The organism is Planctomycetota bacterium (assembly GCA_018242585.1).
Taxonomy (GTDB): domain Bacteria; phylum Planctomycetota; class Planctomycetia; order Pirellulales; family PNKZ01; genus JAFEBQ01.
This window is the reverse complement of sequence record JAFEBQ010000029.1, coordinates 95,661-106,285: the sequence shown is the minus strand read 5'-3', so window position 1 is coordinate 106,285 and position 10,625 is coordinate 95,661. Positions and strand designations below refer to the sequence as shown.

The 10,625-nt window shown below is 60.2% G+C and carries 12 protein-coding genes; 1 reads left to right on the top strand and 11 read right to left on the bottom strand.

What is annotated here, in order from left to right; translation table 11 throughout:
* The 10 genes from JSS27_15130 to ndhC all read right to left on the bottom strand — a co-directional run.
* Positions 1-194, bottom strand: a 194-nt coding sequence (locus tag JSS27_15130) for a 2Fe-2S iron-sulfur cluster binding domain-containing protein (GenBank protein ID MBS0210277.1), incomplete at its 3' end; no start/stop codon positions are given.
* 12 nt (positions 195-206) lie between these two features.
* The gene (locus JSS27_15125) at positions 207-818 is read right to left on the bottom strand and encodes a hypothetical protein (protein MBS0210276.1); all 612 of its coding nucleotides are present in this window, start codon (positions 816-818) and stop codon (positions 207-209) included.
* An 84-nt stretch (positions 819-902) separates the two neighbouring features.
* Entirely contained in the window at positions 903-2,267 is a 1,365-nt protein-coding gene (nuoF, locus tag JSS27_15120; protein ID MBS0210275.1) for an NADH-quinone oxidoreductase subunit NuoF, read from the bottom strand.
* A gap of 34 nt (positions 2,268-2,301) precedes the next feature.
* The gene (locus tag JSS27_15115) at positions 2,302-3,408 is read right to left on the bottom strand and encodes a DUF262 domain-containing protein (protein MBS0210274.1); all 1,107 of its coding nucleotides are present in this window, start codon (positions 3,406-3,408) and stop codon (positions 2,302-2,304) included.
* Between the two features lie 625 nt (positions 3,409-4,033).
* Positions 4,034-4,996, bottom strand: coding sequence for a site-specific DNA-methyltransferase (locus tag JSS27_15110; GenBank protein MBS0210273.1), 963 nt, complete (start codon positions 4,994-4,996; stop codon positions 4,034-4,036).
* A 56-nt stretch (positions 4,997-5,052) separates the two neighbouring features.
* The gene (locus tag JSS27_15105) at positions 5,053-5,526 is read right to left on the bottom strand and encodes an NAD(P)H-dependent oxidoreductase subunit E (protein MBS0210272.1); all 474 of its coding nucleotides are present in this window, start codon (positions 5,524-5,526) and stop codon (positions 5,053-5,055) included.
* Positions 5,526-6,755, bottom strand: coding sequence for an NADH-quinone oxidoreductase subunit D (locus JSS27_15100; protein ID MBS0210271.1), 1,230 nt, complete (start codon positions 6,753-6,755; stop codon positions 5,526-5,528). The genes JSS27_15105 and JSS27_15100 overlap by 1 nt, the downstream gene beginning before the upstream one ends.
* 4 nt (positions 6,756-6,759) lie before the next feature.
* Positions 6,760-7,263: an NADH-quinone oxidoreductase subunit C gene (locus tag JSS27_15095; GenBank protein ID MBS0210270.1), complete on the bottom strand. Its 504-nt coding sequence runs from the start codon at positions 7,261-7,263 to the stop codon at positions 6,760-6,762.
* A gap of 69 nt (positions 7,264-7,332) precedes the next feature.
* Complete coding sequence (nuoB, locus tag JSS27_15090) at positions 7,333-7,926, bottom strand: NADH-quinone oxidoreductase subunit NuoB (GenBank protein ID MBS0210269.1); 594 nt, start codon at positions 7,924-7,926, stop codon at positions 7,333-7,335.
* Positions 7,917-8,321: an NADH-quinone oxidoreductase subunit A gene (gene ndhC, locus JSS27_15085; protein ID MBS0210268.1), complete on the bottom strand. Its 405-nt coding sequence runs from the start codon at positions 8,319-8,321 to the stop codon at positions 7,917-7,919. Before ndhC ends, nuoB begins: the two co-directional genes overlap by 10 nt.
* 452 nt (positions 8,322-8,773) lie before the next feature.
* Here ndhC and JSS27_15080 point away from each other — a divergent pair, with 452 nt between their 5' ends.
* Positions 8,774-9,970, top strand: a complete 1,197-nt coding sequence (locus JSS27_15080; GenBank protein ID MBS0210267.1) for a M20 family metallopeptidase — start codon at positions 8,774-8,776, stop codon at positions 9,968-9,970.
* Between the two features lie 53 nt (positions 9,971-10,023).
* Here the strand turns inward: JSS27_15080 and JSS27_15075 are convergent, their stop codons facing one another.
* A complete protein-coding gene (locus JSS27_15075) occupies positions 10,024-10,350 on the bottom strand; it encodes a calmodulin-binding protein (protein ID MBS0210266.1) in 327 nt (108 codons plus the stop codon).
* Positions 10,351-10,625 lie beyond the last annotated feature (275 nt).

Here is a 10,625-nt window from a genome sequence, read left to right as displayed (position 1 = left end):
GTGATCTTGCCGGTGGCCGGGTCGCGCGTTCCCGTCTCGACCAGACACATGCGGCAACTGGCCACGACCGACAATCCGGCGTGCCAGCAGTAATGCGGAATCTCGACGCCGGCGCGACGCGCGGCCTGAATGCCATTCAGGCGCTCGCTGTCGCCGACTTCGACTTCTTTTCCGTCAACAATGACGATTCCCATAGCGTATCTGTCTCAGTTCCGGGGCCGTGGCGGGACAATTCCCTGGCCCAGCCGTTGTTCGTTGGCGATTTCGATCGGCGCCTTGCGAATAATCTCGAGCAGCGTGGCGCGCAGGTCGGCGTCCTCGGGCAGCAGTCGCGACAAGACGCGCTCGGGATCAATCTGGCCCAGGTGCAATTTGCACAGTTGCATGATGTCGGCCAAGTCCTGCATCCGCCCGGCCAACAACTTCAGCCAGAGCAAGTCGTGCAAACCGATGACGGGCACGCCCTCAATATCCCCTTGCGTCTCGATGTTCGTCGCATCAGGAAAGAGGTACGGCCGTCCAAGTTGCATCAGATCGCCCGACACAAGGAAATCGACCTGAATCCCCGAAGGGCGATGCAGAAATGCGTATTGCCGAATCTCCAACCGCTCCCAATCCGCATCATCTTGCAATCGTTCCGCCAGCGCATTGACGACTCGATAATCGACAAGAAAATCACGATCTTGCGTCGGCCGGGGATAGCCATGCGTAATTACAGCAACACCACCCACCAGGACCAGCTTTGCTTGCAACTCGGCGGCGTGCCGCTTTACTGCTTGTACAGCAGGATCCTTCCCTTCGCGTAGTTGGTCCACCATTGCCCCAAGCACCTCAAGCTGCGCGGGTATCGATAGCGTCTGCAGCCACGTCGTAAATGTTGGAGACGTCGTAAGTACCATCACTTAGTGCGCCCCCACGGGTTCATCGATGGCTCGCACGGCGTCGGTCACCATGTAGCCGGTCGGGTTGGTGCGCTTGATGTACTCTTCGAACTCGGGACGGAACTTGCGAATGGCGTTCTTCATCGGCCAAGCCGCGCCGTCGGCCAGACCACAGATCGTCGTGCCCGGGATGATGCCGATCGTGTCGCCGATTTCGAGCAACAGGTCCAAGTCCTTCAGACGGCCCTTGCCCGCGCGGATGCGATTCATCATCCGCAAGGCCCAGGCGGTCCCTTCGCGGCACGGCGTGCATTGGCCGCAGCTTTCGTGTTGGAAGAACCGGCAACTGTTGTGCAGAAAGTCGACCATGCTGGTCTGATCGTCGATCACCACCACGGCCGCGGTGCCCAGGCCCAGGCAGCCGACCTTGCCGGGACCGGCAAAGTCGAGCGGGGTATCGAACTCGGCCTCGGTGAACAGTCCCATGCTGATGCCGCCGGGAATGGCGGCCTTGGCCTTGCGACCTTTCCACACGCCGCCGCCGAACTCGTCGATCAATTGACGCAACGTCAGTCCCAGCGGCGCTTCGTAGCAGCCCGGCTTGTTGACGTGGCCTGACAAGCAGTACAGCTTTGGCCCATAGCTGCCCGGGTCGCGCGGATTGTTCGGATCGGCCGGCACGCCCATGCTTTTGAACCAGTCGACGCCCCGGTCGATAATCTGCTTGACACAGGCCACGGTCTCGATGTTGTTGACGACCGTCGGCTTGCGGAACACCCCTTCGACCGCGGGGAACGGCGGCTTGATGCGCGGCCAGGCCCGCTTGCCTTCCAGGCTCTCGATCAACCCGGTCTCTTCGCCACAGATATAAGCCGCGGCGCCACGGTGCATGAAAATGTCGAGCGAGAAGCTGCTGCCGAAGATGTTCTTGCCCAGGATGCCGGCGGCGTAGCACTCGTCGAGCGCGCCTTGCATCCGCTCCATCGACAGCGGGTACTCATAGCGCAGATAGACGTACGCCGTCGTGGCCCGCGTGGCGAACGAGCTGAGAATGATCCCCTCGATCACCTGGTGCGGGTCGAGTTCCATCAGGTAGCGGTTGTTGAACGTGCCCGGTTCGCTCTCGTCGGCGTTGATGCACATGTAGATCGGGCCGGGATGGTTCTTGGGCAAGAACGTCCACTTCAGGCCCGTGGGGAAGCCAGCGCCGCCGCGGCCGCGCAATCCGCTCGACTTGACCGTTTCGATCACCTTGGCCGGGTCGCCTTCGGCCAAGACGCGCTTCAGCCCCGCGTAACCGCCGCCGGCGCGATAGACCTCGAGCCGATGGCTGTCGGGCTTGTTCATGTTGGCCATCAGGACTGGTTCGAACTTGAAATTCTGCATCGGGCGTAATTCTTATTAATAATACGACCAGGAGCTACGTCGTCTTTTTGATCGCTCGCGGCGGCTTCTTGGCAGCGAAGAATGAATCAACCACTGTAAGCAACGACTCATGACGGGCCGCGCGTCTTGATTTCTCGCTGCTGCCCTTAACATGTGCTTGCGCATACTCGAGAACATATTGCGGAACCTTTGCAGCGCTTGATTCAATGGCTTTATCCACCTGAGCGGCAAATGCCATCAGTTTATCACCCAGGGATTCCACCATGCTTTCCTGTACGACTTCACTCCGAAGCTTGTGCGCAAAAGCCACAAATAATGAATAGAAGTCAGTCTTGTTTCTCCAGCGAGTGTCGCGAATTTCTGGGAGTACTCGCTGAACGAGGTCCAGAGTTCTGCTGAACCGGCGTTTCAATTCAGCCTGGCCTTCAAACTCCTCGGTAAAGTCTTCAAACCGCTGATAATACTCGTCAATGATCTCAGCCTTGCCACTCTGCGGGCCATCGAGAACGCCGATCAATAGCTCACTAATGAACTCAATGTCCCCCATTCTGCGAATTGTCTCCGGAGACACAATCCTGTTCTCTGACCAGTACTCATCGTCTGTCAGGTCATTCGCAAGCTTCACGAAGGGACCAGAATACGTAGCGTTGCGAAGTTCTTGCGGGCTCAACTTGGTCAGGTATTTGTTAAGTCGTGCAAAGATGCGCCGCACCTCATCGTCGTCGGCATCATCGATTTCGCGAACGGCGAGTTTGTACGCAAAAAAGCGACGCCGTTGATCCGTATTCAGTTCATCAAAGGTCCAATTGTAGAACTCTGCGTTCGGGTCAAGATGGGTCAATGCAAAAGCATTATGTTGGGCCTCACCTTCATCGCGCTCAGCACCTATGAATTGCAAGATCGCCCGTATCCGCTGCTGCCCATCAACGACTGCATATTCTGACTTGCCCTCGTCCGTTATCTTCACATGCACGTAGATTTCGGGGATTGGCAAATCAAGCAATACTGTTTCAATCAAATGGCACTTCTGGCGTGCCTTCCACACCGGACGTCTTTGATATGGGGGCTTGATCGTCAGACTGCCATCGTCAGCCCGCGCTTTGAACCACGAAATCGTCTGTATAGTTGGGTGGTATTTCACTGACTCGCCTAAAATGAAAACTGCCGATCAAGACCTAAGCTTCGCTGCCAACTCTCGCAAACCGTCGAGATGGTACACCTGTGCATGTTCCCAGGATCTGTATAGTCGCCCATTTACTCTGTAGTACGCCAGCGATGGTATGCGACTGATTCCCCGAAATGCCGCAACCCACTTGCGAGCCGCCGCTGAAACTGAAAGCAGATCCTCTGGCCACATTCGTCCCCAATAGATTTCATTGGTGCGATGCTTTTCAATTCGTGTCTTGTCAAGTTGCCTTAGGAGCGCATGTTGCGAGCGCGGCACTCGCAGCATCTCCAGCCAAATTTTGTCGAAAAGCTCCGCCGAAACCACCAGCACGTCTAGGTCAGACCGATTCCGATCGAATGCGATGCCATAGTCATCGTCAGGGGCGAGACTGAACCCAATCTTGCCGCTCCCAACAATTGTGATGTCCTTGTTTGTAACACCTAGTTCGTTCACCAGATGATTCACTAGCGCGTCATAGTCAGCCGACGAGTTGCGGAACGCAAATGGGAGACCTTCAAATACATACTCGTCGAGCAACTTCCTGTGATTAACGGATTGAAGCAGCCGAGCGAACTCGTCCGCACTCGGATATGGCACTTCAAGCTAACTCCCGTCTGACACAAAGGTCCGCCAGCCTTCCAATTCCGCATTGAGCTATCTTGAAGAATTGGCGGTTGATTTCGATTCCAATGCATTTGCGCCTGCATGCCAACGCCGCTGCAATCGTTGATCCCGACCCACAGAATGGATCAAGAATCGTTCCTTTCCCCAGCGGCAAAGCCGCGCGGCACAGTTGCCTGAGGAAATGCTGCGGCTTCAGCGACGGGTGCGGAGCAATCTCACGCTCGCCATTTCGCGCCACCGAGGATTCGATCACGTCGCGGAACGGCTCGTCATCCGAAATGCGGCGCAAACCACCCGTCTTCCATTTCCGCAAATTATCTTGCACGCGGCCTTCGCAGGGCTTGCGAAACAAACCCCACGGTTCCCAGCACGAGCGTGGCATGACCGACACGTCGGCAAATTCTTTTTCCGCGTTCTTTGGTCGATCACCGCCCCGCAAGGTTTGCACGAGCCGAATGATTTCACCACGCTTCTCGAAGCCCGCGCGAATCAACGGCTCGTAAACCAGGTAGGAAACCAAGGGATTGGTGGCAATGAACAAGTGCGCTCCCGGCACCATAACGCGCATCAAGCCCTGGGCCAGCCGAGCGAAAAACGCCCGCAGCCGTTCATGATCGTCCGCCCCCAACACGGTAAACCGAGGCAGCGGCGAGCGTTGGCAGCCATCGAACGACGGCGGAATGCGCCACACTCCGCCTCGCCCCGCCTTCCGCTTTCGCAATTGTTCTTCGGTGTATTCGATCAAACCGTAAGGGGGGTCCGTAATCACCGCCTCGATCGAATTCGGCGGCGCCGACTCCAACCACTCGAACGCATCGACGTTAAGCAACAGATAACGACCGGACTCGCCCGCGGCGTTAGCGCGCGGCACCGATTCGCCGAGCTGCTCGAACAATCGCCGCTGGGAAGCAGTGCGCCCGCCTACCCGCCGTCTCATGGGAGTTCGCGCTTTCATTGGTTTCGAGGTTCCCTCGCGAATCATTGCTCTCACACTCAACCGAGCGACTTCACAAACTCGTCGATCTTTTCGTTGGTCAGATCCTTGTGCAGGTCCTTGCCGGCCAGCATGCAGGGGGCGAACTCGCACGCGCCCAGGCACTCGCCGAACTCGACCGTCAACTTGCCGTCGGCCGTCGTCTCGCCCGGCTTCACGCCAGCCTGGTGGCACAAGTGGTCAAGAATCTCTTCACCGCCGCGCAGAGCGCAACTGACCGAGCGGCACACCCAGGCCCGCGTCTCGCCGTGCGGCTTGTCTTGCTTGAAGAAGCCGTAAAAGCTGAGCGTGTCCTGCACCTCGGGGGGAGGCAGCTCAAGCAGTTCGGCCACTTCAACGACGGCCTCGTACGGCACCCAGCGCAGATGCTCGTTCACGATGTGCAGCGCCGGCAGCACCACCGCGCGCTTGTTGGGATAGCGCGGGATGTAGGCCTTGATGGCGTCGATCATTTCCGAGGTCAGCACAGCCATTATCGATCGAGCTCCGCGGCAATGATGTTCAGGCTGCCCAGCACGGCCACCACATCGCTCAGCGTGTGGCCGCGGATCATTTCAGGGAACAAGGCAAAGTGAATGTAGGACGGCGGCCGGCACCGCGCCCGGTAGGCCACGTCGCTCCCATCACCCACGACATAAAAGCCCAGTTCGCCGTTGGCGGTTTCGTTGGCGTAGTAGACCTCGTCGTGCGGGGCCTCGAACCCGCGGTTGGCCATCACCAACTCAAAGTGCGAGATCGTCCCTTCGATGGTCGTATAGACCTGCTGCTTGGTGGGAATGGCGGTTCGTTCGGCAATCGGCACATTCAACGGGCCGGCGGGCAGATTCTCGAGCGCCTGGTGAATGATCTTCAGGCTCTCCCGCATCTCGGCCATGCGAACCAGATAACGCGCGAAGCAATCGTTGCCCGTGGCACAGCAGACCTTGAAATCGAAATCGGCGTACGCCAGGTAAGGCTCGTCCTTGCGCAGATCGCGCGTCACGCCGCTGGCCCGAGCCAAGGGGCCGGTCACGCTGCGGGCGATCATTTGTTCCTTGGTCATCACGCCGACCCCCTTGGTCCGGTCGACGAAGATCCGGTTGCGATTCAGCAACCGTTCCATGTCGTCGAGCGTCTTGGGGAGCGTGCGGACGAACTGGCGGACTTGTTCAAGGAACTTGGGCGTGGCGTCGCCCATCGCGCCGCCGACCCGGGTATAGCTGTGCGTGAAGCGGGCGCCGCACAGCGTCTCCATGATGTCGTAAATCTCTTCGCGGCGATTGAACGCGTACAAGAAGAACGTGAACGCGCCGGCGTCGAGCCCAACCGCGCCATTGCTCAGCAAGTGATCGCTGATCCGCGCCAACTCGGCCACGATGACCCGCAGGTACTTGCACCGGGGCGTCAGCTCGATGCCCAGCAGCGCCTCGACCGCCCCGTGCCAGGCGACATTGTTCGCCACCGGCGAGATGTAATTCATCCGGTCGGTGACCGTGACGTACTGGTTATAGTCGAGATGCTCGCCGATCTTCTCGAAGCCCGAGTGCAAGTAACCGATGTCGGGCATGGCGTCGACCACCCGCTCGCCATCGAGCTTCAACACGATGCGCAAGGTGGTGTGCGTGGCCGGATGCTGCGGGCCAAAGTTCAGCGTCCACAGGTAATCCTGCGATTCATCATGCGCCAGGTCGCGCGTCTGGATGTCGGCAGCACTCAGCGGCATGCGGTTACGCCTGCTCTCGGGTCAACACGGTAAAGTTGTGACGCTCGCCCCGCCCTTGCAGCGGGTAGTCCTTGCGCAGCGGAAAGGCCGTGAACTCGTCGGGCATCAGAATGCGGCGATGGTCCGGATGACCCGCGAACGTGATGCCGAACATGTCCCACACCTCGCGCTCCAGCCAATTGGCCCCCGGCCACATCGGCACCATCGACGGCACCACCAGGTCGGGCTCGTTGACGAACACGCGGACGGTGATCCGCTCGTTGTTCGTCGTCGAAGCCAGCAAGTAGACCAGGCCGAACCGGTCGGTGGCGTTGCGATAGTTCAGATAGTCGACACAGGTCACGTCGACCAGCAGATCGAACCCGCGCTCGTCGCGCAGAATGGTCATCACGTCGACCAGCGAATCGCGCGGCACGACCACGCGCGTCTGGCCACGAAACTCGCTCACCGCCAGATCGGGATAAGCGCTGCGCAGCGACTGGATGGTCTCGGGCAGTGTTCCGTTCATGGTCGGGGGCCTGCGTTCCTTGCTGTTCCAGGGACGATTGACGTGGCGGCGCGTGGCCGAAGGTTTGAATTAATGCCTCAGCCCCGAGAGTCCCGCCGCCGGATAGCCCGGGCCGCCCGGCAACGGCTGGCCCACAATGGGCAGCTCGATCAGCGCTCGCTTGCGCGATTGACGCTGCGGCGTGGCGAACTCCGCGCCGGTGATCGTCCCCTCGCGCTGAATACGGTCTTGCAGGTCGATAATCGCCTGGATCAATTGCTCGGGGCGCGGCGGGCAGCCGGGCACGTACATATCGACCGGAATGAAGCGATCGATCCCCTGCACCACCGAGTAGGTGTCGAACACGCCACCGGTCGAGGCGCACGCCCCCATCGAGATGCACCACTTGGGCTCGTTCATCTGGGACCATATGCGCTGCAGCACCGGCAGCATCTTCATCACCACGCGACCAGCGACGATCATCAAATCGCACTGCCGTGGGCTGAAGCGAAAGACTTCCGCGCCAAAGCGGGCCAGGTCGTGCCGGCTGGCGCCGGTGGCCATCAGCTCAATGCCACAGCAAGCCGTCGCGAACGGCATGGGCCACAAACTGTTCTTGCGGCACCAACTGGCCAACTCGTCAAGCTTGCTGACGACGACGTTTTCGGGAAGTTCTATCGCCATTTGAACACTCCCTTGCGCCAGACATAGACCAGCCCCAACGCCAGCAAGATGACAAACACGCTGACTTCGCCAAACACGAGCCCGCGGCTGTCGACCCATTTCTGTGGTTCGGCGATCGCATGGTCAATGCCGGCCGGATTACGGCTGGCCACGGCCCAGGGATAGAGGAACAACAATTCGACGTCGAACAACAGAAACGCGATCGCCACCAGATGGAACCGCACATCAAAGCGGCGGCGCGTGTCATGGATCGGATTCATGCCGCTTTCATACGGCATCTCTTTGTCCGGCGTGCGCTTGGTCGCTGGTCCCACGACCCAGGCCACGGTCAGCAGGGCCAGGCACAAGCCCGTGGCCGCCAACACAAATAAGAAGATGGGAACAGCCGGCTGCATTCCGTCACACTTGGCTTGCGTGTTGAAAAGCTAAGTCCGCAAAGCGATTAGGGCCGCCGCCGTGCGCGCCGTCGAAGGCTGGGAAACTGGTTTGTGAAGGCTTTCACAAACCCGCCGCCGGCAGTAAACCCTGGACTTCCTAGGATGAACGAAGATCGTATCGGTCCCCCCGGGCATGGTCAAGTAGCCCCGAGCTAGCGGCTCCTGGGGCATGCCGCCTGGCTGGCATTTCAGCGCCTTACCGAGAGAGTCGAGGGCGTAAGTCCCCGATTTACACCGCGAGCGATTCCAACCGGGGACTTACAAACCCAGGCCCTCAACACATATTGGCGCGAACCACCAGCTACTTCACGGCGGTGAGACAGACACGCACCGCTCGGTTACAATGCTCGGCACCCGACCTGCCCGCCCCTGCCCCGCCATTAACATTCCGTTAGGAGTCGCCGTCGCTCATGTCGCTCGATGTCGTCAAGTTGCTCGCCGAGTTGATCAGCATTCCCAGCGTCAATCCGATGGGACGGCAGGTCGAAGGAGACATTTACTACGAACATCGGGTAACCGATTACCTGGAGCAACTGTTCAAGCGACTGCGGATTCCCTACGAGCGTCAGCTCGTCGACCCGGGGCGCGAGAACATCGTCGCGCGGCTCGACGGCGCGGTCTCGTGCGAGCGCGGCGGGCCGCTGGTCGTCTGGGAGGCGCATCAAGACACAGTCCCCGTCGATGGCATGACCATCGAGCCCTGGACGCCAACGGTTCGCGATGGGCGGATCTATGGCCGTGGTTCGTGCGACATCAAGGGTGGCATGGCGGCCATGCTGGTGGCCTTCGCCCGGCTGGCCGAGGAGCGGCCCAAGAACTTGCCGACCATTCTGATGGCCTGCACGGTGAACGAAGAGCACGGCTACACCGGTGCCACGGCGCTCGCCAAGCAATGGGCCGAGCCGAAGCCCGGGGCGCTGATTCCACGGCGGCCCGACTGTTCGGTGGTGGCCGAGCCGACGGAACTACAAGTGGTCGTCGCCCACAAAGGAACCGCTCGCTGGCGCGCCCACACCCTAGGCCGCGCGGCGCATAGTTCCAACCCGCAACTCGGCGACAACGCGATTTACAAGATGGCCCGGCTGCTGTTGGCGCTCGAGGAATACGCCGAACATGAACTGCCCAAGGTGCCGGTCCATCCGCGCTGTGGCCGGCCGACGTTGAGCGTCGGGCTGATCAACGGCGGCATCAGCGTGAACACCGTGGCCGACCGCTGTACGATCGAGATCGATCGCCGCGTGATCCCTGGCGAGACGCCACAGGCGGCCTACCTGGAAGTGATCGACTATGTCTCGCGACACGGCGCGGTCAACTTCCCGGTACAGCACGACACGATGTTCCTGCAAGGGGTGCCGCTCAACGACACCGAGAACGGGGCCGTGGCCGAGCGGTTGTCGGCTGTGGCGCGGCGGCTGACCAAGCAGGGAGAAATTGTCGGCGTGGCCTACGGGACCGACGCCTCGAAGTTCGCGGCCACGGGCGTGCCGTCGATCGTCTATGGCCCCGGCTCGGTGGCCCAGGCCCACACTTGCGACGAGTGGCTGGCGATCGACGAGTTGCACCAGGCGACCGAAGTGCTCTACGAGTTCGGCCGCGGCGGCGGTTGAGCGTCGCTGTCATCGCGCGACGCAGCCAAGCGTTTGGCACCTATTCTCGACGTTTAGAACACGTCGAGAATGAAGTGATGTCCCTGGTGATACCGGCGGCTTTGCGGGTACTCGTTTTGCCAGGCCTTGTTGTAGACCGGAATCCGCATCTCTTGCGGATAGCGGTAGTACATGTCGTTCGAGCTCTTGTAGTAGTCCGCGCCGTAGTAGTTCTGGGGATAATAGACGTACGGGTAGTGGTAGAAGCGCTCCCAATCCTGGGTGCTATAGCTGCGGCCCCAGGCGCGGCCATAGGCCTGCTGGGCCTGGGCGGTCGAACCGACCAGCGCGCTCGACAAAGCGGCAGCGCAGCAAACAGCGCAGAGCGTCCGGCGCAACATGCGATCCCCCTTCAGGTTCGTTCGGCATGCCGTGCTCGACCAGGTCGACTAGCTGTCGCGGGTGACAGCAAATCAAACGACCTGGGAGTCCCCGGCATGCTGCTGGGTCTATGGATCAGCATCGGCAAGCTGGGCCGACCGCATTAAGAGAATATTCGCTACGGCCGGCAAGAGACGCAAAGCCGGCACAGAATGCCAGCATGTCGTGCGCCGGCAGAAGACTAGCCACGGAGGCGCTGAGACACGGAGGTTTGCACGGAGGAATGCAGAGAGGC

Coding starts and splice junctions, on each gene's coding strand:
- JSS27_15100 (MBS0210271.1), bottom strand. CDS start 6,755: ATGCCGCTGAGTGCTGCCGACATCCAGACGCGCGACCTGGCGCATGAT.
- JSS27_15110 (MBS0210273.1), bottom strand. CDS start 4,996: ATGAGACGGCGGGTAGGCGGGCGCACTGCTTCCCAGCGGCGATTGTTC.
- JSS27_15075 (MBS0210266.1), bottom strand. CDS start 10,350: ATGTTGCGCCGGACGCTCTGCGCTGTTTGCTGCGCTGCCGCTTTGTCG.
- ndhC (MBS0210268.1), bottom strand. CDS start 8,321: ATGCAGCCGGCTGTTCCCATCTTCTTATTTGTGTTGGCGGCCACGGGC.
- JSS27_15105 (MBS0210272.1), bottom strand. CDS start 5,526: ATGGCTGTGCTGACCTCGGAAATGATCGACGCCATCAAGGCCTACATC.
- JSS27_15125 (MBS0210276.1), bottom strand. CDS start 818: ATGGTGGACCAACTACGCGAAGGGAAGGATCCTGCTGTACAAGCAGTA.
- nuoF (MBS0210275.1), bottom strand. CDS start 2,267: ATGCAGAATTTCAAGTTCGAACCAGTCCTGATGGCCAACATGAACAAG.
- JSS27_15095 (MBS0210270.1), bottom strand. CDS start 7,263: ATGAACGGAACACTGCCCGAGACCATCCAGTCGCTGCGCAGCGCTTAT.
- JSS27_15080 (MBS0210267.1), top strand. CDS start 8,774: ATGTCGCTCGATGTCGTCAAGTTGCTCGCCGAGTTGATCAGCATTCCC.
- nuoB (MBS0210269.1), bottom strand. CDS start 7,926: ATGGCGATAGAACTTCCCGAAAACGTCGTCGTCAGCAAGCTTGACGAG.